Genomic DNA, 24,178 nt, shown 5'->3' with positions numbered 1-24,178 from the left:
TAATGTTACGTAAACGTAGCCAAATCCGTGATTACAAAGCTGAAGCACGACTATTTACTAGTCGTGCTTTCGTAGCATTTATAGGCATAGTAATCATGATTAGTCTGTTGGTTGCCAACCTGTACAATATTCAGGTCAACCAATATCAAGACTATAAAACTCGCTCTAACGATAACCGAATTAAAGTCGTTCCGATCGCCCCTAACCGAGGGCTAATCTATGATCGTAATGGCGTTCTTCTGGCGGAAAACCGCCCCGTATTCAACCTCGAATTAACGCCTGAAAAAATCAGTAGTATGGACGACACCTTAGCTCGTCTACAAACGCTACTCGATATTACTCCAGAACGTATTGAACGGTTCAATAATGAGCGGAGCCGCTCTCGACGATTTAAATCCGTCCCGTTATTAACGCAACTTACTGAGAAACAGGTTGCGGTATTTTCAGCAAATCAGCATAAATACCCAGGTGTTGAAGTAACTGGGACATTAAAACGCTACTACCCTTACGGTGATGTCCTTACCCATGTTATCGGTTACGTATCGCGTATTAATGACCGTGATATGCAGCGCCTTGTTCGTGAAGAAAAAGACGCAAACTACCAGGCGACACGTGATATAGGTAAGCTCGGTATCGAGCGTTATTACGAAGACATGTTGCACGGTACAGCAGGCTATCAAGAAGTCGAAGTAAACAGCCGTGGACGTGTTATTCGCACACTGAAATTTGAACCTTCAATTCCGGGTAAAGACATTGTCCTGAACCTAGATATCAAGCTACAGATGTACGTCCATAAACTACTCGATGGACGCAGAGGTTCAGCAGTCGTACTCGACCCGAAAGACAACGGCGTGTTAGCTATGGTTTCAAGCCCAAGCTATGACCCAAATGCCTTCGTACATGGTATTTCATCTAAAGGTTACAACGCTTTATTACAAGACAAGAATCGCCCTCTAGTTAACCGAGCAACTTTAGGGATTTACCCACCAGCTTCGACCATCAAACCTTTCATCGCTGTAGCTGCACTGCAGGAAGGAGTAATCACACCTAATACCACACGTAATGACCCGGGTTATTGGAAGATACCGAATTCCAAAACGAAACCGTTCCGTGATTGGCTTCGCTGGGGACACGGTAAAGTTGATATCGAAAAAGCGATAGAAGAGTCTGTTGATACATTCTTCTATCAAATCGCCTTTGATTTGGGCATCGACCGTTTATCCAAATGGATGATGATGTTCGGTTTTGGTGATTACACAGGCATAGATATATACGAAGAAAGTAAAGCCAACATGCCAACCCGAGAATGGAAAATGGCAAGGCACAGAGTGCCTTGGTATCAGGGTGATACTATTCCTGTCGGCATTGGACAAGGTTACTGGACCGCAACACCGATGCAAATAGCGAAAGCTACATCTGTGTTAGTCAACGAAGGTCAAGTTACCGCACCTCACCTATTACGTTCAACGATCGATAAAGGTAAAGCTTTTGACGAACAAGTACTTTCCGAAATTGAAACTTACCCTCCAGTAACCGGTGTTAAGCAGCGATACTGGGATATAGCTCAGGAAGGTATGAGGCTGGTAAACCATGGTAAGAAAGGTACAGCAAGACGTTCGTTCCAAAAGATGGATTACCAAACAGCTGGTAAATCCGGAACTGCACAAGTCTTTGGCTTAAAAGAAGATGAGGAATATAACGCCGATGAGATCGCTGAGCACTTACGCGACCACGCACTGTTTACTGGCTATGCTCCTTTCGAGAACCCAGAAGCAGTTGTAACTATCGTGCTAGAAAATGCCGGTGGCGGTTCATCAAATGGCGGCCCTGTTGTAAGAAAAATATTAGACCATATTGTCCTCGCTGATGATGATAAAAGTAAGGCTAAAAAATAATGAAACTCGACCCTTCAACCGGACAGAATCGAGCCTTATTCGAACGATTCCATATCGATTTACCGTTACTCCTTGGTATTTTGGTACTCATGGGCTTTGCTCTATTGATCATGTACAGCGCCAGTGGCCAAAGCCTTGCAATGATGGATCGACAGGCAATGAGAATGGGACTATCGCTGGGCGTTATGTTGATACTGGCTCAAATCCCCCCACGGACTTATGAAACATTAGCTCCTCTTCTATTTGCTGGGGGGGTGCTTTTACTGCTTGGCGTACTTTTCTTTGGAGAAGCTTCAAAAGGAGCACAACGCTGGCTTAACTTCGGTTTTGTTCGTTTCCAACCATCAGAGCTACTAAAACTCGCAGTGCCACTGATGATCGCTCGCTATATAGGTAAGCGCTCACTACCACCAAGCTTTCAAACACTAATGATCTCATTAGTAATGGTATTTGTACCGACCATATTAATCGCCAAACAGCCCGATTTAGGCACCTCTATCCTTATCGCAGCATCTGGGATCTTTGTTATCTTTTTGGCTGGGATCAGTTGGAAAATAATCTTAGCTGCGGCCGTTGCCGTCGGTGGTTTTATTCCTATCTTGTGGTTCTTCTTAATGCGTGAGTATCAGAAGGTTCGGGTAAGAACTCTTTTCGACCCAGAATCTGATCCACTCGGCGCTGGGTACCACATTATTCAAAGTAAGATAGCCATTGGTTCTGGGGGCATCTCAGGTAAGGGTTGGCTACAAGGCACACAATCTCAATTAGAGTTTCTGCCTGAGCGCCATACAGACTTCATCTTTGCGGTCATTGCTGAAGAATGGGGAATGGTGGGTATTTTATTCTTACTGTCTGTTTACCTATTCATCATTGGTCGCGGATTGGTTCTCGCAAGTCAGGCGCAAACCGCTTTTGGTCGCATGATGGCTGGCAGTGTTGTATTGAGCTTCTTTGTATATATCTTCGTAAACATAGGCATGGTGAGTGGAATACTTCCTGTTGTAGGCGTTCCTTTACCTTTAGTGAGCTATGGGGGCACTTCAATGGTGACATTGATGGCAGGCTTCGGTATTTTGATGTCTATACATACTCATAGAAAAGCATTTTCAAAGGCAACATAGTCAATGTCTGTTAGATCACTAGTCGCGATACCTAGTTTAATTATTATCTTAAATGGCTGCTCTTCCACAGAGCAAACTGGTCGCTATTCGATAAACTCGGATATCGCTCCAGACATACCAATTTCAGTAGAGCATCTTGAAGACGCACACCCTCAATACGAACCATACAGTCTTGGGGGCAATAGCAACTACACGTTGCGCGGTGAAGACTACAAAATCGTTCGCGATCCGAAAGGATTTACACAAAGCGGAAAAGCATCATGGTACGGTAAGAAATTCCACGGACATTTGACGTCGAATGGTGAAGTGTATGATATGTACTCAATGTCTGCAGCACACAAAACTCTGCCAATTCCAAGCTATGTAAAAGTAACAAATACAGATAACAATAAATCGACTATTGTACGCGTTAACGATCGTGGCCCCTTCCACGAAGGGCGTATTATAGATTTGAGTTATGCCGCAGCCTACAAGCTAGACGTACTCAAAACTGGGACTGCAAATGTGGCAATCGAAGTCATTACTGTTGATATGCCAACTGACGAACGTAAAAAATCGGCACTGCCTCAATACATTATTCAAGTTGCGACCTCTCCCCATGAAGATCGCAGTACAAAACTGGCTGAAGATATCAGCAGCCAATTATCCGTGGGAAGCTTCTTACAAGCTTCAAACGATCAGTACCGCTTGATGTTAGGGCCTTTTCATGACTATGCTCTGACTCAAAAAAAGTTAGAACAAGTTAAAATTTTGGGTTACTCGTCCGCTTTTATTAAAAAGCACGCGCCAACTCGTTGATAATTCACAAATTAACACCCTAACGTTAGCAACTCTGGCTTGCTAGAGTGATTCTGTTAAGATATGGGCAGTTAACCAAATAATTGCATTCAAAATGAATAAAACTAAAAAACTAGCTAAATCATTACTTGTCTCTTCAGTTGCGCTTTCTGCAACTTTCGCGACTTCATCATTCGCAGCTCCAATCGTGACACCTGACGCGCCGCAAATCGCAGCCAAAGGTTTCGTTCTGATGGATTACAACTCAGGCAAGATCCTAGCTGAGAAAGAGATGAATACTCAACTTTCTCCGGCAAGCTTGACCAAGATGATGACAAGTTACGTTATCGGCCAAGAATTGGAACGAGGCAACATAAACCTAAATGATGATGTTGTTATCAGTAAGAATGCATGGGCAAAAAACTTCCCAGATTCATCAAAGATGTTCATCGAAGTGGGCACAACCGTTAAAGTCGATGACTTGAACCGTGGCATCATCATTCAATCAGGTAATGATGCGTGTGTTGCAATGGCTGAACACATTGCGGGTTCTGAAGATGCATTCGTTGACTTAATGAATGCTTGGGCAAGCTCAATTGGTATGGATAGCACGCACTTTGCGAATGTTCACGGCCTAGACAACCCGAACCTATACTCAACACCTTACGATATGGCTCTACTTGGTCAAGCGCTTATCCGCGATGTTCCTGAAGAATACCGTATTTACTCAGAGAAGAAATTCACTTACAACGGCATTACTCAGTACAACCGTAACGGTCTGTTATGGGATAAGAGTATGAACGTTGATGGCATTAAAACTGGCCATACTAACAACGCAGGTTACAGCCTAGTTAGTTCTGCAACTGAAGGTAAGATGCGTCTTGTCGCAGTTGTGATGGGTACGAAAAATGCGAATGCTCGTAAAACAGAAAGCAAAAAGCTACTAAGCTACGGTTTCCGTTTCTTCGAAACAGTTGCACCACACACTGCTGGTGAAACCTTCGTAGAAGAAAAGATCTGGATGGGTAGCCAAGATACAGTCGCTCTAGGTGTAAACGAAGATACCTTCGTAACGCTTCCTCGTGGCCAAGCTAAAAACTTGAAAGCAAGCTTTGTATTGGAGCAAGAACTTGAAGCGCCAATCAGCAAAGGTGACGTAGTTGGTAAGCTATACTATCAAGTAGACGGTGAAGACGTAGCTGAATACCCACTACTTGCACTAGAAGACGTAGAGCAAGGCAGCCTATTCAGCCGCCTATGGGATTACCTGGTTCTTCTATTCAAAGGTTTATTCTAAACGAGCCAAAGGCCTGCTCTAACAAACAATTGCCTTTGCCATAAACAAAAGCCGCTAGATGCGGCTTTTGTTGATCTTGAGTTCAAAGGGGTTTCCCAGTAAGATTCTGCCCCTATAAACATAATGCGCTCTTATCAAGAGTCAGCTGTACTAGCACAACGCTTTTCCATTTGGAGCTAATCATGAATATCAATTCTGATGCAAAACTAAAAGATCTCTTAGAGTTTCCTTGTTCATTCACTTACAAGGTAATGGGTTACGCAAAACCTGAGCTGACAGAGAAAGTTCTAGAAGTGATTCAACGCCATGCTCCTGGTGATTACAGCCCAACAGTAAAACCAAGTGCAAAAGGTAACTACAACTCAGTATCAGTAAACATTACTGCTACATCAATCGAGCAAGTAGAAATTTTGTACARAGAGCTTGGTGAAATCGATATTGTTCGTATGGTTCTTTAACAGCACGATCTACAACGACGAACTTCGATTAAAAACAGCGGCTTGTAGTCGCTGTTTTGCTATATGCGAACATACTTTAACTATTTTCACTCAACTTAATTYTCAATAAATACAAAGAAAGTTGAAAAACCTTGCTATCCGTCTGTAGTTAGAATCAAATTTCGCGTCTATAATGCGTTCACTTTATTTATCCTTGAGGAAGACTGCTTTGCAGAATCAGCTAATCGTAAAAAAGTTGGGCCGTCAGGATTATGAACCCGTATGGAAAGCCATGCATGAGTTCACTGACACTCGTACCGATGACGATGCCGACCAAGTTTGGTTAGTAGAGCACAACCCTGTGTTTACTCAAGGACAAGCAGGAAAAGCAGAGCATGTTTTGAATGCAGGGGACATCCCTATTGTTCAAAGCGACCGTGGTGGACAAGTGACATACCATGGTCCCGGTCAGCTAGTTGCGTACTTCCTGATAAACATTCGCCGTAAGAAGTTTGGTGTTCGAGATCTCGTCACTCATATAGAGAACCTCGTAATCAACACTCTTAAAGCTTACAATATCGAATCTGCTGCTCGACCTGACGCCCCTGGGGTTTATGTCGACGGTAAGAAAATTTGTTCACTAGGTTTACGTATTCGACGTGGTTGTTCATTTCATGGGCTCGCACTCAACGTAAATATGGATTTATCGCCATTTCTTCGTATAAACCCATGTGGTTACCAAGGGATGGAAATGGTTCAAGTTAGCCAGCTTGGAGGCCCAGAAAGCCTTGAGCTAGTCGAACAACAATTAATACAAGAGCTTGTCACTTTACTTGGTTACGACCAAGTCGATATTCAGGCCAACAGTAACATTACAGCAGAAGCATAAAATCATGAGCAAACCAATCCAGATGGAAAAAGGCGTTAAATATCGTGACGCTGACAAAATGGCATTAATTCCCGTAAAGAATATGCCTGCTGAACAGAAAGAAGTGCTACGTAAACCTGAATGGATGAAGATCAAACTTCCTTCAGACAGCCACCGTATCCAAGAGATCAAATCTGCAATGCGCAAAAACAACCTTCACTCAGTATGTGAAGAAGCGTCTTGCCCGAACTTAGCCGAGTGTTTCAACCACGGTACGGCAACGTTTATGATTCTTGGCGCTATCTGTACTCGTCGCTGCCCGTTCTGTGATGTTGCCCATGGTCGTCCTATTGCTCCTGAAGCTGAAGAGCCGAAGAAACTGGCTAAGACAATTCAAGACATGAAACTGAAGTACGTGGTAATCACTTCAGTAGACCGTGATGACTTGCGTGATGGCGGTGCTCAGCATTTTGCTGACTGTAACCGTGAAATTCGCGAACTAAATCCAAGTATCCGTATTGAAACACTCGTACCTGACTTCCGTGGTCGTATGGACGTTGCGCTTGATCTAATGAAAGACAACCCGCCAGATGTTTTCAACCACAACCTAGAGACAGCGCCACGCTTATACCGTAAAGCGCGTCCAGGTGCGAACTACAAGTGGTCTCTTGACCTACTGAAGAAGTTCAAAGAGCAGCACCCTGATATCCCAACAAAATCAGGGGTGATGATGGGTCTTGGTGAAACAAAAGAAGAGATCGTTCAAGTACTGAAAGACCTTCGTGAACATGGCGTGACTATGCTGACACTAGGCCAATACCTAGCACCAAGCCGTCACCACTTACCAGTTGAGCGTTACGTTCCACCTTCAGAGTTCGATGAGCTAAAAGAGATTGCGCTTGAGCTTGGCTTTACTCACGCAGCATGTGGTCCATTCGTACGTTCGTCTTACCATGCTGACCTACAAGCTCAAGGTATGGAAATTAAGTAACCGGACTATCGTTACTTGAACATTTGAAATAGTAAAAGCGCAGACCATTATGTTCTGCGCTTTTTTGTGCCTGTCGTACAAAGAATACAATGCTCTTCGCTACGATCTCAGCTAGAGGCCTTCTGGAGAAAAATATCAGGATGGGCAAAAGCCACTCAGATGAGTGGCTTTACAGACTCTATATGTTGTGCCTAGCCAAATGAAGCCCAGATAACCGTCGCAACTAAAAGTGGGCACACAAGCTTCACATACATTGGCCACACCTTACCAAACCAGCCAAGCTGAAAGTCAGAGCAGCCTTGTTCAAGCTCCTTCACTTTAGAAGCTCTACTCCAAACCCATCCACCAAATAGACAGAACATAAGAGCTGCAATTGGCTGTAGATATTGAGTCGCGATCATCGCAACCATGCCGAACATCGCTGCAAAATTATAGACAATCACTACACTAAACAGCGCAATGACACCACCAATTACCCAACTCGTTGATGTACGTTTGGTATTAAAACGTTCACTAACAAGCGCTACAGGGCCTTCCAGCATCGAAATTGAAGAAGTAAGTGCAGCAATCGTTAACAACAGGAAGAATACAATCGCAAAGATTTGCCCGAGTACGCCCAAGCTATCAAACATCAGCGGCAAAACGGTAAAGACTAGAGTGTCGGAACTCAGTAGCGAGCCATCTTCAGCGTAAATTTGTACGCCTTTTTTCATCGCCACAAACATCGCTGGCATAACAACAAGGCCAGCAATAAAAGCAACAGCGGTATCTACCAGCGTTACATTCATCGCCATTTTAGGCAGGTTCTCTTTTTTACTTAAGTAAGAACCGTAGACCAACATCGAACAGCCACCGATAGTTAGCGAGAAGAATCCTTGCCCCATCGCTGCTAAAATCAGCTTTCTATCCCATACTTTTTCAAAGTCAGGTACGAGATAATGCTTCAAACCTTCCATCGCGCCAGATTGGGTCATGATGTAAACAAACAAAAGTGCGAACAGAATGAACAGTGCCGGCATTAAACGTGTCGACCATTTCTCAATACCTTGCTTAACACCGCCCTGCACAATCAAGATAGTCAGTACATAAAATGCGACGGTACCAAATACGTTGCGCTCAACACTGAAGCCTTTAAACCAATCAGCAGCAGTCTCTAGACCAATCAGATCTGCAACAGCACCAATTAGGAAACAGATTAACCAACCGCCGACAATGCTATAGAATGCCAAAACTGCACTAGGGACGCTTAAACCAACCCAACCTACAAACTCACCGACTTTCTTGCCTAAAGGGTTTGTCGTCAAAGATCGCATGCTATCGACAGGGTTTGCTTGGCCGTGACGGCCGATCGCCATTTCAACCACTAGCATCGGGAAAGCCACCACAAAGATCATCACCAAATAAACAAGGAGGAACGCCCCTCCACCATTACTAGCGACTTGTGTAGGGAACCCCCAAATATTGCCTAAACCAACAGCAGCGCCTGCTGCTGCTAAGATAAATCCGAGACGAGAGCTAAAATGCTCTCTTGGAGAAGATGATGTTGATGGAGACATTAACCTGCACTCATACCAATGAACTAGTTTGCGAGTACAATACTGAAATTAGAGTTCCAACTCAAGCTGTAGTTATATAAAGAACCAAATAACCACCTGAATTATAGATAAACACACAACCAAAGCATCCAACCTACAGGTTATGTATCTAGCCTATGGCACTTTCACAGTAAACTGAGCTCTTCCCAAAGATTTAGACTCATACAATGCTTCATCAGAAACTCGGAACAATTTGTGATAATCAGCAACCTGTGGATTCTGGATCACCGTACAACCTAAACTGACTGTGACGATATTACGCGTCGGGGAAAAGTCATGTGGAATAGCAAGTGCCTCGACTTGTTCTAAAATCCCCTTAGAGATCGTTCTTGCATCTGCGTCACTTCCTAACAGCATCGCTATACAAAACTCCTCCCCTCCAAATCTTGCAACAACACTCTCGTAACCGTAATTAAGCTGTTTAAGTGCGTTAGCAACATTGATCAAAGCGGTATCACCTTCAAGATGACCATAGTTATCATTAAAAAGTTTAAAATGATCAACATCGATGAGGAACAAAGCTAGTTGTTGTCCATTAGGTTCAGCTAAGAGCTGTCTTACTGATWTTTCTAACTTTCTTCGATTAGCAACGCGTGTAAGCGGGTCGTGATCCGATTGCCATTGTAGCTCTGCACGACTTCGATCTAAGTCGTTCACCAATGAATTTATCATTGATGCAAACCGCTTCATCTCCGAAGACACAAAACTATTTTCATCGGGAAGCTTCCCACCATTGTCTTTAAACTCCGCCAATATCTTTTTGGCTCGTCTTAAAGGGGAAATCAGCAGTTGAACAATCAGTAAGTGAAAGAAAAATAACAGTATTGATATAACAGCCAGCGCTACAGCTTCATCTCGCTCAATAAAGCTTGGTAAAGTGACTGAGTGGTTCACTTTGATAATAAATGAAGGATGATTTTGATAATCGTCCCTGCGCAAATACGACACGTTAGGTAGATCTGTGAGTACTACCGTTCCCTTTTCATCGACAATAAGGTCAATATCAATACCGGTAGACTGTTCAACTTGAGAAATAAATGACTGACGAACTTTTTTAATGAACATCATGTAGCCACTCGTACAACTATAACCTTCGCTATTACAAACTCGAGATGTGGCTAGAAGGTAAGGCTGTCCATCAACCACTAAAAATCGTACAAATGACCGAACCTCATCACTTCCAGATCTTAAAGCATCAATTAATAGAACCCCATATTTATATTTCAATTGGCCGATTGGTACACTTTTACGTAATTCATGATCATACCTTTGTCCCCAAACCAATTGAACGTCAGAATCAAATATAAAAATCCCATCGAGCAGTTTGGTATCAAATGTATGCTGATTCATGTTCTGATCGATAAACGTTTGGTTGGGCTTATCAATAAAACCGCGAATAGAGTCCCACGCAGCGTAATCTTCTAAAGCCTCACCCAAATGGGATTTATTCATATTCAGAACGGTGAGGATGCGTTGGGATTCTAGCTCCTGTAAACGAAGCGCTTCTTTGGTGTCTTTATCAAATGACCAGAAGTATTTGAACAGTAGTAGCCCTATGAGAAACAGCGCAACAAAGGAAATGGAAACGAGAAGTGATAACTGTCGAAGTGAAAGACTACGCATAAGACTTTAAACCGAATGATTGACGCCACTTTCTATCATAGACAAAAATAATGTCTAGAAAAAGAGCACCCTAAGGCGCTCTTGAACATCATTTAATCGATATCGGTATCATATTGTGAATACTTGGTAATCTTTTAAGTTTGGAATGACTTTATGTAGTTGCTGTTCTTGCTCAGCCATTTCACCTAACGACTCACAGAATTCTTCTGTTTGTTGTTCAACTTGCTGAGAGTGCTCAGACAAACGTTCTTCGACTTTTGCCTTTAGTTCAGCCATGCTGTCTGCCAGCTCTGTCAAATTCAAACCGCCATCTGCTTTCATTTTTTCAGACATTGCATTGAAGGCGCTAGAAATAAACTCTTCATTAAAGATTTCCATAGCTCGGTCAAAATCTTCTGTCCAGCTATTTGCCATAGAATCAAAACTGTCTGCAGGCAGAACTAAATCGCCATCTTTGTAGTAACGAGCTTCTACATCAGCAAAGAACTGCTTCATCGACTGTTTTACATTATCGAATGCTTCAGGTGAATCAAAGCTCGCTGAAATATCATCAATCACATCATTTGCTAATGATAAACCTTCGCGTGCCATCTCTTTTGCTTTTGGTAAGTATGCATTCATACTTTCACGGTATTTTTCAATAGCCGCTTGTTGATCAGCATCTAACTCAACCTTTTCGCCATGAATATAAAGGTTGTTGTCATTATCTAGTACGGCTGAGCTTCCATTTACTTGCAGGATCTCAACTTGTTGATCATCAATGTGAATTTCGTTTTTCAGGTCGACGCGACACTGTGCAGATAACGCAGACTGACTCACCAATAATGAAGCTATTAAAACAATTTTTTTCATAATACTCTCTCGAACGACAACCCTTATATTATATCAATACTCAATAGATCTAATGTCAGTAAACAGTGACTATTTCGTAACAAAAGAGACTGTCGGCCACGTTAAACTCAATTTCGTCACCAACCTCTTTACCAAGAAGAGCCTTACCTAAAGGGGCTTGTGGCGTCAGTATCGAAACTTCAACACCTTGCCAATCAACCGACAAACCACCAGCGCAAGGGCCAACGAAGAAGTGTTTCTCATTGTCCTGTTCATCCACAACCGCAAGGTAACTAGTCATAGCAATAGGTTTCCCCTCTCCTTCCCTCAATACCAGTTCTTGATATTGGCGAATGTCTTCTTCGCACTCTAATACACGCATCGCTTGGCCATGAGCTAAATAAGAGGCTTCCAGAGCTAAGGTATCGTATTTATGCTCTGGCACAGTTTCTTCATCGGTTGCAGCATCTATAGCCCTTTGGGTGGCTTCATGAGCAATGACATGTCTTTGTTTAAGTTTGCTTAATATTATTTGTTGAAGCTCAGACTTATTCATACTTTTGCGGTGCTTTTCGTTAGGAGCTACAGAATAGAATTAGGTACAATTAGGCGCAAGTCTTTAAGGGGAATATAAATGATAGAGCAAACTCTCAAGCAGGTTTTTGGATTTGATTCACTGCGCCACGGTCAACAGCAAGTCATCGATAAAGTACTAGATGGGCGCTCTACTGCTACGATATTCCCTACTGGCTCGGGTAAGTCACTATGTTACCAACTCCCGGCACTAGAGTTACCTCACTTAACTTTAGTCATATCCCCGTTACTGGCATTAATGAAAGACCAACTTAGCTTTTTACACAGTAAAGGGATCAGTGCGGCGTCTATCGACTCAAGCCAAGATCGCCAACAAACTCAACAGGTGATGCAATCCGTACGAGATGGCAGTACAAAAATCCTCATGATCTCTGTCGAAAGGCTTAAGAACGAACGCTTCAGACAGTTTATATCTCAGGTGCCTATCTCATTATTAGTGGTTGATGAAGCCCACTGTATTTCTGAATGGGGGCACAACTTCCGTCCTGATTACTTAAAGCTTCCTCAATACCAGAAACTGCTTAATATCCCCCAGGTATTACTGTTAACGGCAACAGCAACGAGCTCTGTGATTACTGATATGAAGAGTAAATTCGCTATCCAAGACCAAGATGTGGTCGTGACTGGCTTCTATCGTAAGAATCTCAATATATCCATTCAACCCTGCGTAGAAGAAAATAAAATTGAGATTCTGGGCGATGTCATTAATCAACAAGCTTCGTCACCCACCATTGTTTATGTGACGCTTCAACAAACTGCGGAGCAGGTAGCGCAACAATTGCGAAATGTTGGCGTCAACGCCACCGCGTATCATGCAGGTTTAAAACCTGAAGTTAGAGATTCTATCCAACAGCAATTCATGGCCGACGACATTCACTGCATCGTGGCGACCATTGCTTTTGGTATGGGAGTCGACAAGTCGAACATTCGACGTGTTATACACTTTGACTTACCTAAATCGATAGAAAACTATTCACAAGAGATTGGCCGTGCTGGGCGTGATGGGCAAGACTCAGACTGTATTCTTCTTGCTAACAAAAACGGCTTAAACGTACTCGAGAACTTTGTCTATGGTGATACACCCGACCGCATTTCAATTCAATCGGTACTAGAGCAAATCTATCAGCATCAACAACAATGGGAAGTGATGCTGAATCAGTTATCCCGAGAATCAAACATTCGCCAACTTCCTTTGAAAACATTGTTGGTTTATTTAGAACTTTCAGGTGTGATTGAACCTAAATACAGCTATTTTGCCGATTATCGCTTTAAGTTCATCCGCCCAAAACAAGATATCGTGAATCAGTTCCAAGGTGAACGCCGCTCTTTTGTAGAGGCGATATTCCAATGTTCACCTCAGGCAAGAGTTTGGTGCCAGCTAGACTTTGATGCGCTCTGGGAGCATTTTCAAGCTGATCGACATCGCGTTATCACCGCGATGGACTATTTCCATGAGCAAGGTTGGATTGAACTTGAAAGTAAACAGATCACAGACGTCTATGCAGTTCATGATAAGGGTGAAAATATCGTCGACCTAACGGAGCGTTTATCCGAGCTATTCGCAACTAAAGAAAAAAATGAAATCAATCGTATTAACCAAATGCTCGAGTTCTTTCAATCCGGTGACTGTTTAAGCGCAAAACTCGCCGCCTACTTTGCAGATGACAACGCACCTCAACAGTGCCAACACTGTTCAGTATGCCAGGGACAAGTAGCAAACCTACCAAGTAATCAATTTGAAGAAGTAGAAGCTGAATCGGTCGTGTTATGGATTAAAGAGTTCGTATCTGCCAGTGATCAGTTAATCACCAATGAAGCAGTAGCTCGCTTTTTGTGTGGTATTGCTACACCGCTCTCTACCAAGCTTAAAGCCAGTAAAATGGCGGGGTACGGTAAGCTTGAACAACAACCTTTCAGTCAAGTTCTTGAATTGGCGGATAGCCTTAGATAAGCCATACATAATTGAAGTAAGGCTAGCTGATATAAAGAACCTTTAATCGGCAATAAACAAATTAAGCTGTTTCATTTGTTCAGGTGGTGGTAGAGCAACATTTAGACCTAAGAGTCGAATTTCTCTACTGCCTTGCCGCTTCAAAATTTCAGTGAGTAGTTCGCGAAAATAATTTAGATCCAGCGATGCATGTATGTGCTCTATGGTAGTTTGTTGAAAATCAGCAAACTTAAGCTTAATGCCCTGTTTAATTATATTTTTATTTGGATCGGCACGTTCCAAGCGCTTTTCCAGCTCAGGAAATAGCTTTGTTTCAATTACTTCCCAGCACTCTTCAAATGTCGAAATATTCGTAGTAAATGTTCTCTCAACACCCACGGACTTTCGTTCTCGAGAAACAGTAATTTTACGTTCATCAATTCCATGGCTACGCTTCCAGAGCGACGCACCTAATCGACCAAACTTAAGTAACAGCTCTCTATAGTCAGTAGCTTTGATGTCTTCACATAAATAGAAACCAGCCTGTTGCAGCTTCTCCAAGCTCACTTTCCCAACACCAGGGATCTTTTCAAGGGGTAGCTTATCAATAACAGTTTGAACATCTTGTGGCGGGATGACAAATTGACCATTCGGCTTGTTTAGATCAGACGCTACTTTAGCTAGAAATTTGATTGGGGCAACGCCCGCCGAAGCTGTTAGATTCAACTCCGTGAAAATATCCCTACGTATTGCTTCTGCAATGAGTGTAGCTGAGCCGTGGCACAACGTTGAGTCTGTTACATCAAGATATGCCTCATCTAAAGACAATGGCTCTATGAGAAGTGTATAGCGTGAAAATATCTCACGGATATGTTTAGACGTTTCTTTATAGACATCCATTCTTCCAGGCACAACTAACAACTGCGGACATAGTTTTAAAGCTTGCCCTGTTGGCATAGCACTTCGAATACCAAACTTACGCGCTTCATAATTACAAGTACTGAGCACCCCTCGCTGCTTCTCATGCCCACCAACGGCTAGAGGACGGTTTCGGTACGCAGGGTTGTCACGCATTTCAACTGCAGCATAGAAGCAGTCCATATCGACATGAATTATTTTTCTTTGTTTTATTTCCGGCAAAATCGCAACCCACAACTGTATTAATAAACAGTATACTTCTTAAATACAAAAATAAAAATAAGATAAGTTTGAGTACCTTTTTTCGCTGTGATATAGATAAATCCACAGGACTTATTATTATTAAGGTAAATAACCTCACAGGGGTCACGCTTGACTAAAAGGATTTTAGTTGTCGAAGATAGCCGCGCATTTAGGAACTATCTTCATCAGCAACTCACTAGCAATGGCTACGAAGTAGTTCTGGCAGAGTGCCTCAACGAAGCAAAAGAAATCTTAGAACACGAAAAAGATTTTTTATGTGCTGTTCTCGACTACTGCTTACCAGATGGACAAGATGGTGAAATCATCGACCTTGTTCTTAAACATGATCACCGAGTCATTGTGCTTACAGCAATGTTTAGCGATCAAGTTCGGGAAAGTGTATTAGCCAAAGGAGTCCTCGACTACATACTTAAAGACAGTATGGCGTCGGTCAGTTATTTATTACCGCTAATAAATCGACTCACGAATAATCAGCAGCATAAAGCGCTTGTTGTCGATGACTCAGCCGTGGTTCGTCGTTATGTAGTTCAATTGCTTGAGCATCAGTATATCCAAACAGTTCAAGCTGAAGATGGCCAAGTTGCACTCGATATTCTACAAAAAGACCCATCCATAACATTCGTGATAACAGATCACGACATGCCGAATAAAGACGGTATTTCGATGATTCGTGATATTCGAGTTCATCAAGATCGCAACCAACTTGCTATATTAGGCTTATCTGGCAGTGATGATCGAACCATGACAGCCCGCTTTCTAAAAGCCGGTGCCAATGACTTCCTATATAAGCCTTTTAACCAAGAAGAGTTCTTCTGCCGCGTACACCAACTTCTTGATATGAAAGAAGCTGCGAGTGAGTTGTATAAAATGGCTAACGAAGATGCCCTCACTGGATTATGGAACCGCCGATTCCTTTTCAATCAAAATTGTAATTCATGCGAACTTCGTAGCATTGCTATGTTAGATATTGACCACTTCAAGAAAGTCAACGACACCTATGGGCATGATGGTGGAGATTGCGTTTTAGTCGCTATGGGAAAAACCCTGAAAGCTTATTTCTCTGACGATATTGTCACGAGGTTTGGGGGCGAGGAGTTTTGCATTCAGTCATGTCGCCCCTATGAAGAGTTTGTGGCTAGGTTAGATAACATGAGGCAATTTATTGAGAACGCTGACATCAATCATAATGGCACTAACATCAACATTACCATTAGTATTGGTGTTACTGACCTCGAGGGTTCACTAAACGAACAAATCAAGATCGCCGATGATAGGTTATATATCGCGAAAGAAAATGGCAGAAACCAAACAATCAGCCAGTCTATTCCCCCTCCTCCCGCTCTATCAATAAGCCCGGCAGACTAAAGTTTTATTTCTTCAAACATAAAAAAGCCATGGTTGAACACCATGGCTTTTTTTCATAACTTTACTGATTATGCGATGCGGTCTTTATTCCAAGCCGCTTCTTTTTGTTCACGTTCGGCTAGTTTTTCAACGCGGTACGCTTCACGTGCTTCACGCTTTTTGCGTGCGTCACAAGGCTCAGGACAGTTACATACCTTATCGATGCCAACTGCACCTAAACCACCACAGCTACCTTTCACAACTTTCTTTTGGATTATATAGCCAATCGACATTGCTGTGATTACGGTAAGAAAAACACCAAATGTAATCAGAAATGTATTCATAATTTTCTCGCTTACCTTATTTACCTAAGTATGGCTTAAATGCTTCAGAAGCARTCTCTTTAAAGCCATCTGCTGTTTTTACCACCATGAACACCGGAATGTTATGTTGGTTTGCGATTTCCATTCCTTTTTCCTCACCTAGAACCATAAGGCCAGTAGATAAGCCGTCTGCAGTCATTGAAGACGGATCTAAAACAGTTACAGAAACCACTTTATGATGAAGAGGTTTTCCTGTTTCAGGGTTGATGATGTGTGAGTAACGAACACCATCACGCTCAAAATAGTTACGGTAGTCACCAGAGGTTGCGATCGCCATATCACCCGGCTCGATGATCTCTTGAATGGTACGCTCTTCAACACTTGGCTTCTCAATCGCGATACGCCAGCCGACGTTTTCACGGTTCAGACCTTTTAAGCGGATTTCACCACCAATCTCTACCATATAATTGTGAATACCGATTGAATCAAGATAATCAGCGACAACATCAACGCCCCAACCTTTCGCAATAGTCGAAAGATCAACATACAGTTTTGGTAGATCTTTAGTTAACTTATTACCTTCAATGCTCAGATGGTGAATACCGACCTTTGCTTGACGAGCTGCTAACTCTTCATCCGTTGGTACGACTTCAGGGCGCGCTTCAGGGCCAAAGCCCCAAAGGTTAACTAATGGGCCAACCGTAACATCTAACGCACCTTCAGTAAGACCGTTCAAACGAATCGCTTCTTTCACTACAGTGGCAGTTTGTTCCGACACTTCGAATGCGTTCGCACCTCGGTATTGATTAAAACGGCTCAGCTCTGAGTCTTCACGGTAAGTCGACATCTGATCATTTACTTCTTCAAGTAGGCGATCAATCTCAGTATGAATTTCTTTAGATTCAGGAAACTCATCACCGTTGATGTACTTAATATTGTAACTTGTGCCCATTGTTGGGCCACTTAAATGCACTTGCTCGATTGGCTTTTCACAGCCAGCAAGAAAAATCAAAGAAGTTAATGCAACAAGCCAAATTCTCACTTGCTTACTCCTATTCATGTTGAGGATTTATATAAGGAAAAATAAGAGTACAAAGGTATTTTTAGCACCTTACTCTTTCTTATATAAGCCGTTGTACTGGCAAAATCTATCTTAGAAAAACAAATGGCTGACTCGTAGGAGTCAGCCATAATATCAATCACTTAAATGGATTAACCACCGAAGTCATCTAGTAGGATGTTTTCATCTTCTACACCAAGATCTTTCAGCATGCCGATAACAGCAGCGTTCATCATTGGTGGACCACACATGTAGTACTCACAATCTTCAGGAGCTTCGTGATCCTTCAGGTAGTTTTCGTACAATACGTTGTGGATGAAACCAGTGTAACCGTCCCAGTTGTCCTCTGGTTGAGGATCAGACAGTGCACAATGCCATACGAAATTTTCGTTCGTAGCCGCTAGGCCGTCGAAGTCTTCAATGTAGAACATTTCACGCTTAGAACGCGCACCATACCAGTAAGACATCTTACGAGTAGAGTTAAGACGCTTAAGTTGGTCGAAGATATGTGAACGCATTGGCGCCATACCTGCACCACCACCAATGAATACCATTTCGTTGTCAGTGTCTTTAGCAAAGAACTCACCAAATGGACCAGAAATAGTACATTTGTCGCCTTCTTTAAGAGACCAGATGTATGAAGACATAACACCAGGAGCAACGTCAGGATTATTTGGCGGCGGAGTCGCGATACGAACGTTCAACTTAATGATGCCTTTCTCTTCTGGGTATGAAGCCATAGAGTAAGCACGGATTGAATGTTCTTTAACGATAGACTCGTAACGGAATAGGTTAAACTTATCCCAGTCACCACGGTATTCCTCTGGAATATCGTAATCAGCGTATTTAACGTGATGTGGTTCAGCTTCGATCTGAATGTAGCCACCTGCACGGAAAGGAACTTCTTCACCTTCCGGAATTGCAAGAGCTAGCTCTTTGATGAAAGTAGCTTCGTTGTTATTCGAGATAACAGTACATTCCCACTTCTTAACACCGAAGATATCTTCGTCCAGTTCAATCTCCATGTCAGTTTTCATAGCAACTTGACATGCAAGACGTTCGCCTTCACGAGCTTCGCCTTTTGTGATGTGGTCAAGCTCAGTCGGTAGAATATCACCACCGCCAGACTTAACTTTCACACGACACTGACCACAAGAGCCACCGCCACCACAAGCAGAAGATACAAAGATGCCAGCACCAGCTAGAGCACCAAGTAGCTTACTACCAGGTTGAGTTACGATTGCCTTTTCAGGATCGCCGTTTACAGCGATAGTGATGTCACCTGATGGTACTAGCTTAGATTTAGCGAAAAGGATCACTAAAACTAATACCAATACGATAATGGTAAACATCGCTACACCAAGAATAATGCTTTGCATTTGTTATTCCTTATTACCGGGTGCTTACCCTACAGTTGAACACCAGAGAAAGACATAAAGCCTAACGCCATCAAACCTACAGAGATGAAAGTGATACCTAGACCACGAAGACCTGGAGGCACATCTGAATACTTCATCTTCTCACGGATACCCGCAAGTGCAACGATAGCTAGCATCCAACCCACACCAGAACCAAAGCCGTAAACAACAGACTCAGCAAAGTTGTAGTCACGCGTTACCATGAAAGATACACCACCAAAGATTGCACAGTTAACTGTGATCAGCGGTAGGAAGATACCTAGTGCGTTGTACAAAGGTGGGAAGAAACGGTCTAAAACCATCTCTAGGATTTGTACAAGTGCTGCGATAACACCGATGAATGCGATAAAGTTAAGGAAACTTAAATCAACACCTTCAACAAGCGCGTTTTCTTTTAGGATGTTAGTGTAAACAAGATTGTTTACTGGTACCGCGATGGTAAGTACAACAACTACCGCTACACCAAGACCAAAAGAAGTTTTAACTTTCTTAGATACCGCTAGGAATGTACACATACCTAGGAAGAAAGAAAGCGCCATGTTTTCGATGAAAATCGATTTAACTAGCAGACTAATATAATGTTCCATGACTACCTTACCCCTTCGCTTCTACTTGTTCTGGTTTGAACACACGAATTGCCCAAATCAAGAAACCAATTAGGAAGAATGCTGAAGGTGCTAGAAGCATCAAGCCATTAGGCTGATACCAACCACCGTTGCTCACTAGTGGTAGTACTTCCATACCAAATAGCTTGCCAGAACCTAGAAGCTCACGGAAGAAACCAACAGTGATAAGAACGAAACCGTAACCAAGACCGTTACCAAGACCATCGATGAAAGATGGTACTGGCGCAGACTTCATTGCGAATGCTTCAGCACGACCCATTACAATACAGTTAGTAATGATAAGGCCAACGAATACAGACAGCTGCTTAGAGATGTCGTATAGGTATGCTTTAAGCACTTGGTCTACCACGATTACTAATGATGCGATAATTGCCATCTGAACGATGATACGCACACTGTTAGGAATGTGGTTACGGATTAAAGAAACGAAGAAGTTAGACAATGCAGTAACAAACATTACCGCGATAGTCATAACAAATGCTGTTTCTAGCTTAGTTGTTACCGCAAGAGCAGAACACACACCAAGAACCTGTAGCGCGATTGGGTTGTTATCCAATACTGGCGCTAAAATGCTCTTTTTAATATCTTTTGCACTAGACATTAGTTCAGACCTCCGTCACGAACTTTTGCTAGGAATGGACCAAAGCCCATCTCACCTAACCAGAAGTCAAATGTGTTTTGTACGCCAACACTGGTCAGTGTTGCACCAGAAAGGCCATCAACACCGTGCTCAGTACCTTCAGGAGCACCACCTTTAACTACCTTGATAGCTGGCTTGTGGTTTTCGTCGAATAATTTCTTACCAACGAACTGTGCACGCCAAGTTGGGTTCTCAACTTCACCACCAAGTCCAGGAGTTTCACCTTGCTCGTAGTAAGTGATACCAGAAACTGTGTTGCCATCAGTTTCTACCGCAACGAATGCGTACATCATTGACCAAAGGCCGTTACCGTGAACAGGGATGATAACTTTAGAAGTTTCAGCGCCATCTTTCACTAGGTATACAGTACCTGTGTTAGCACGACGAAGGATCTTAGCAATGTCATCTTCAGCTGAAAGCTTGATTGACTGAGCTGGATCTTTTGCCGCTTTACGTTGGTCGTATGCAGCAGCATCTCCGTCAACGAAATCACCAGTAGTGAAATCAACTAGACGAGGTTCGATGTTCTCTGCGTACAACGCTGGAACGTCACCCGCTAGCTCAATGCCCGCAACTTCTAGGATCTTAGTTTGCTGATCTAGAACTGCGTTAGCTTGTTGCTTAGGTTTAAGAACGACTGCAGCTGTTGAAACGATGATTGAGCACACTAAGCTCAATGCGATAACAACAAACAGCGTCTTTTTAATGCTATCGTTATTACTTGCCATAGCGCGCTAGTCTCCGCTTAATGTTCTTCTCGATTACAACGTGGTCAAACAGAGGAGCAAATAGGTTTGCGAATAGAATCGCAAGCATCATGCCTTCTGGGTATGCAGGGTTAACTACACGGATCATTACACACATTGCGCCGATTAGGATGCCGTACCACCATTTACCACCGTTGGTAAATGAAGCTGATACTGGGTCTGTCGCCATGAAGAACATACCAAATGCGAAGCCACCTAGAACTAGGTGCCAGTGCCAAGGCATGCTGAACATTGCGTTAGTATCAGAACCAATCACATTAAATAGCGTAGATACTGCAACCATACCGATCATTACACCGGCAATGATGCGCCATGACGCAACACGGATGTAAACGATAAATGCAGCACCAATCATAAGTGCTAGTGTCGATACTTCACCAATTGAACCTGGGATATTACCGATGAACGCGTCCATCCAAGTAATAGCTTCGCCAGATACAGTGTTCACTAAAGCGCTACCGCCGCCTTGAGCCCATTGGCTAAGAGCAGTTGCACCAGAGAAACCATCTGCAGCAGTCCAAACTACGTCACCAGAAATCTGTGCAGGGTATGCAAAGAATAGGAACGCACGGCCAGCTAGCGCAGGGTTTAGGAAGTTACGACCCGTACCACCAAAGATCTCTTTAGCAACAACAACACCGAAGGTAATACCTAGTGCTGCTTGCCATAAAGGAAGTGTTGGCGGAACGATAAGCGCGAATAAGATAGAAGTAACAAAGAAACCTTCGTTTACTTCGTGCTTACGCACCATACAGAACAGAACTTCCCAGAAGCCACCAACGATAAATACCGTTGCATAGATAGGTAGGAAGTATGTCGCACCTAGCAGCATTTTACTGCCAACCCCAGCATCAGCACCTAAAGAAGCGCCAAGCATTTGAGTTAACCAGTAGTGCCAGTTACCATCGATAACAGATACTAATTCAGCACCCGCATACATATGGTTAAGTGCAGCGATAGCTTGGCCACCTGCGTTGTACATACCCCAGAACATTGCTGGGAATACCGCAAGCCAAACCATAATCATGATACGTTTTAGATCAACGCCATCACGAACATGCGAGCTTTTCTTTGTAATAAGACCTGGCGTGTAGAACACAGTCGCAGCGGCTTCGTAAAGCGCAAACCACTTTTCATGTTTACCACCTGGCTCAAAATGATGCTCGATGTCTTCAAGAAACTTTTTAAGGCCCATGAAAATTACCCTTCCTTCTCAATTGTATCTAGGCATTCACGAAGTAGCAGACCGTACTCGTACTTACCTGGACATACAAAGGTACATAGCGCTAGATCTTCTTCATCTAGTTCTAAAGCACCTAGTGCTTGTGCACTATCAACGTCACCAGCACATAGATCACGAAGCAACAGAGTTGGCTCCATGTCTAGTGGCAGTACGCGTTCGTAGTTGCCAATTGGAACCATTGAGCGATCACTACCGTTTGTAGTCGTTGTCATGTTGAACAACTGACCTTTAAACAGGTGACCAAGGAATGAACGAGTAACAGAGAACTTGTTCTTACCAGGCATAGCCCAGCCGAATAGCTCTTTATCACGACCTTCACGTAGAACAGAAACTTGCTGATGGTAACGACCTAAGAAAGCGTGTGGGCCAGTAGCCTCAACGCCAGATAGAACCGAACCTGAAATCACACGAACTTCACCAGGCATCAACTCACTATCCGTTAACTCTTCAAGGCTAGCACCAATTTGAGTACGAATTAGACGTGGGTTGTTAACCACTGGACCCGCTAGAGAAACAACGCGGTCAGTGTAGATTTCACCAGTAAGGAATAACTTACCGAAAGCAATAACATCTTGATAGTTAATGCTCCACGCAACATTTTCAGCATTTACCGGGAAAAGGTAATGCATGTGCGTACCCGCAAGACCTGCTGGGTGAGGGCCATCAAATACATGTTCTTCAACGTTTGATTGAGAAGAGCGAGGTAGACTAGTACCTTTCTTACAAACGTAAACTTTGCCTTCAGTCAGAGTTGACAGAATGTCTAAGCCAGCTACGAAAGCATCAGATTGCTCACTAATAATCAATTCAGGCTCTGCCGCCAATGGATTAGTATCCATCGCAGTAACAAAGATAGCCTTTGTTGAAGACTCAATAGCTGGAACCTTGCTGAACGGACGAGTACGCAAAGCGGTCCATGCGCCAGACTCAACTAACTGAGTTTTAACCGTTTCACGGTCTAAACCTGCTAGTTGGCTAGCTTCAAAGCTGTTGAAAGTAACCTGTTCGTTGCCAGCTACTTCAATCACTACTGATTGAAGAACACGCTTAGCACCACGGTTCACTTCAATAACTTTACCACTTGCTGGAGAAGTAAATACAACACCTGGGTTCTTTTTATCTGCAAAAAGAACTTGGCCTTTCTTCACTTCATCACCAACGCGAGCATGCATCGTAGGACGCATACCAACGTACTCTTCGCCAAGCAAGGCGACTTTAGTGATGGACTTACCATCATTAATCACCTGGGATGGAGTTCCTGCGATAGGAAGATCCAAACCCTTCTTTATTGTAATCATACGCACTTGCACTACTTTATCGGGAAAAAGATTCTTTTAATTGCGTAAATTTGGAGTGTTAATAGTTCACTCCTAGACACGACATTACAGTGTCCGGTTTCGATGTGTTTAAAACATCAAAATCGCAACATCCTATTAATAAATCCATCACAAACATTTAGTGAGATTTATCAGGTGCGGTAGTCTAGCATTTTTTGGGAACTTGTTGCCATGACCAATAACTTGAATAGCCGTTTTATTTGGAAGGAATTGGAGTGTCTAGCCTAGAGAATATTCATAACTTTGACATGCCGCACAGATAAGCAGCAATTATCACCC

General features: G+C 43.0%; 22 protein-coding genes. 9 read left to right on the top strand and 13 right to left on the bottom strand.

Going from position 1 to position 24,178, the window contains the following annotated elements:
• The first annotated feature begins 2 nt into the window (after window positions 1-2).
• The 7 genes from mrdA to lipA all read left to right on the top strand — a co-directional run bounded on the left by mrdA (window position 3) and on the right by lipA (window position 7,386).
• Window positions 3-1,895, top strand: a complete 1,893-nt coding sequence (mrdA, locus tag L4C33_RS02290; protein ID WP_428810852.1) for a penicillin-binding protein 2 — start codon at window positions 3-5, stop codon at window positions 1,893-1,895.
• The gene (rodA, locus tag L4C33_RS02285; RefSeq protein ID WP_428810851.1) at window positions 1,895-3,016 is read left to right on the top strand and encodes a rod shape-determining protein RodA; all 1,122 of its coding nucleotides are present in this window, start codon (window positions 1,895-1,897) and stop codon (window positions 3,014-3,016) included. The genes mrdA and rodA overlap by 1 nt, the downstream gene beginning before the upstream one ends.
• A gap of 3 nt (window positions 3,017-3,019) precedes the next feature.
• Window positions 3,020-3,814, top strand: a complete 795-nt coding sequence (locus L4C33_RS02280; protein WP_428810850.1) for a septal ring lytic transglycosylase RlpA family protein — start codon at window positions 3,020-3,022, stop codon at window positions 3,812-3,814.
• 94 nt (window positions 3,815-3,908) lie between these two features.
• Window positions 3,909-5,090, top strand: a complete 1,182-nt coding sequence (locus L4C33_RS02275) for a serine hydrolase (protein ID WP_428810849.1) — start codon at window positions 3,909-3,911, stop codon at window positions 5,088-5,090.
• Between the two features lie 179 nt (window positions 5,091-5,269).
• Window positions 5,270-5,548 carry a DUF493 family protein YbeD gene (ybeD, locus tag L4C33_RS02270; protein WP_428810867.1) on the top strand — a complete coding sequence of 93 codons (279 nt, stop codon included), beginning with the start codon at window positions 5,270-5,272 and terminating at the stop codon, window positions 5,546-5,548.
• Window positions 5,549-5,756: 208 nt separating this feature from the next.
• Window positions 5,757-6,416 carry a lipoyl(octanoyl) transferase LipB gene (gene lipB, locus L4C33_RS02265; RefSeq protein ID WP_428810848.1) on the top strand — a complete coding sequence of 220 codons (660 nt, stop codon included), beginning with the start codon at window positions 5,757-5,759 and terminating at the stop codon, window positions 6,414-6,416.
• A 4-nt stretch (window positions 6,417-6,420) separates the two neighbouring features.
• Window positions 6,421-7,386 (top strand): lipoyl synthase, encoded by a 966-nt coding sequence (gene lipA, locus L4C33_RS02260; RefSeq protein ID WP_428810847.1) that lies wholly within the window; start codon window positions 6,421-6,423, stop codon window positions 7,384-7,386.
• 191 nt (window positions 7,387-7,577) lie between these two features.
• On the opposite strand, the gene L4C33_RS02255 is transcribed toward lipA, so the two are convergent.
• The 4 genes from L4C33_RS02255 to L4C33_RS02240 form a co-directional block, all read right to left on the bottom strand.
• Window positions 7,578-8,942, bottom strand: a complete 1,365-nt coding sequence (locus tag L4C33_RS02255) for a sodium-dependent transporter (RefSeq protein WP_428810846.1) — start codon at window positions 8,940-8,942, stop codon at window positions 7,578-7,580.
• A gap of 153 nt (window positions 8,943-9,095) precedes the next feature.
• Window positions 9,096-10,604 (bottom strand): sensor domain-containing diguanylate cyclase, encoded by a 1,509-nt coding sequence (locus L4C33_RS02250; protein ID WP_428810845.1) that lies wholly within the window; start codon window positions 10,602-10,604, stop codon window positions 9,096-9,098.
• A gap of 108 nt (window positions 10,605-10,712) precedes the next feature.
• Window positions 10,713-11,456, bottom strand: a complete 744-nt coding sequence (locus tag L4C33_RS02245; RefSeq protein WP_428810844.1) for a YggN family protein — start codon at window positions 11,454-11,456, stop codon at window positions 10,713-10,715.
• 55 nt (window positions 11,457-11,511) lie between these two features.
• Entirely contained in the window at window positions 11,512-11,991 is a 480-nt protein-coding gene (locus L4C33_RS02240) for a GreA/GreB family elongation factor (RefSeq protein WP_428810843.1), read from the bottom strand.
• A 78-nt stretch (window positions 11,992-12,069) separates the two neighbouring features.
• Here L4C33_RS02240 and L4C33_RS02235 point away from each other — a divergent pair, with 78 nt between their 5' ends.
• A complete protein-coding gene (locus L4C33_RS02235; RefSeq protein WP_428810842.1) occupies window positions 12,070-13,980 on the top strand; it encodes a RecQ family ATP-dependent DNA helicase in 1,911 nt (636 codons plus the stop codon).
• A 42-nt stretch (window positions 13,981-14,022) separates the two neighbouring features.
• Here the strand turns inward: L4C33_RS02235 and dinB are convergent, their stop codons facing one another.
• Entirely contained in the window at window positions 14,023-15,099 is a 1,077-nt protein-coding gene (gene dinB, locus L4C33_RS02230) for a DNA polymerase IV (protein WP_428810841.1), read from the bottom strand.
• Between the two features lie 150 nt (window positions 15,100-15,249).
• Here dinB and L4C33_RS02225 point away from each other — a divergent pair, with 150 nt between their 5' ends.
• Window positions 15,250-16,506, top strand: coding sequence for a GGDEF domain-containing response regulator (locus L4C33_RS02225; protein WP_428810840.1), 1,257 nt, complete (start codon window positions 15,250-15,252; stop codon window positions 16,504-16,506).
• 68 nt (window positions 16,507-16,574) lie between these two features.
• Here the strand turns inward: L4C33_RS02225 and nqrM are convergent, their stop codons facing one another.
• From nqrM to L4C33_RS02185, 8 genes are all read right to left on the bottom strand, one after another.
• Window positions 16,575-16,829, bottom strand: a complete 255-nt coding sequence (gene nqrM / locus L4C33_RS02220; protein WP_428810839.1) for a (Na+)-NQR maturation NqrM — start codon at window positions 16,827-16,829, stop codon at window positions 16,575-16,577.
• Window positions 16,830-16,845: 16 nt separating this feature from the next.
• A complete protein-coding gene (locus tag L4C33_RS02215) occupies window positions 16,846-17,850 on the bottom strand; it encodes an FAD:protein FMN transferase (RefSeq protein ID WP_428810838.1) in 1,005 nt (334 codons plus the stop codon).
• Between the two features lie 170 nt (window positions 17,851-18,020).
• The gene (nqrF, locus tag L4C33_RS02210) at window positions 18,021-19,247 is read right to left on the bottom strand and encodes an NADH:ubiquinone reductase (Na(+)-transporting) subunit F (RefSeq protein WP_428810837.1); all 1,227 of its coding nucleotides are present in this window, start codon (window positions 19,245-19,247) and stop codon (window positions 18,021-18,023) included.
• A gap of 29 nt (window positions 19,248-19,276) precedes the next feature.
• Window positions 19,277-19,873: an NADH:ubiquinone reductase (Na(+)-transporting) subunit E gene (nqrE, locus tag L4C33_RS02205; protein WP_152468280.1), complete on the bottom strand. Its 597-nt coding sequence runs from the start codon at window positions 19,871-19,873 to the stop codon at window positions 19,277-19,279.
• Window positions 19,874-19,880: 7 nt separating this feature from the next.
• Entirely contained in the window at window positions 19,881-20,513 is a 633-nt protein-coding gene (locus L4C33_RS02200; RefSeq protein ID WP_428810836.1) for an NADH:ubiquinone reductase (Na(+)-transporting) subunit D, read from the bottom strand.
• On the bottom strand, window positions 20,513-21,280 hold the full coding sequence (locus tag L4C33_RS02195; protein WP_428810835.1) for a Na(+)-translocating NADH-quinone reductase subunit C: 768 nt from the start codon (window positions 21,278-21,280) through the stop codon (window positions 20,513-20,515). The genes L4C33_RS02200 and L4C33_RS02195 overlap by 1 nt, the downstream gene beginning before the upstream one ends.
• A complete protein-coding gene (locus L4C33_RS02190) occupies window positions 21,270-22,514 on the bottom strand; it encodes an NADH:ubiquinone reductase (Na(+)-transporting) subunit B (RefSeq protein ID WP_428810834.1) in 1,245 nt (414 codons plus the stop codon). The genes L4C33_RS02195 and L4C33_RS02190 overlap by 11 nt, the downstream gene beginning before the upstream one ends.
• A 5-nt stretch (window positions 22,515-22,519) precedes the next feature.
• Window positions 22,520-23,860 carry a Na(+)-translocating NADH-quinone reductase subunit A gene (locus tag L4C33_RS02185; protein ID WP_428810833.1) on the bottom strand — a complete coding sequence of 447 codons (1,341 nt, stop codon included), beginning with the start codon at window positions 23,858-23,860 and terminating at the stop codon, window positions 22,520-22,522.
• Window positions 23,861-24,178 lie beyond the last annotated feature (318 nt).

This window comes from Vibrio makurazakiensis (genome assembly GCF_050337375.1).
Lineage (GTDB): Bacteria > Pseudomonadota > Gammaproteobacteria > Enterobacterales > Vibrionaceae > Vibrio > Vibrio makurazakiensis.
The sequence above is the reverse complement of the archived record's forward strand: the minus strand, read 5'-3'. Positions and strand labels throughout refer to the sequence as shown.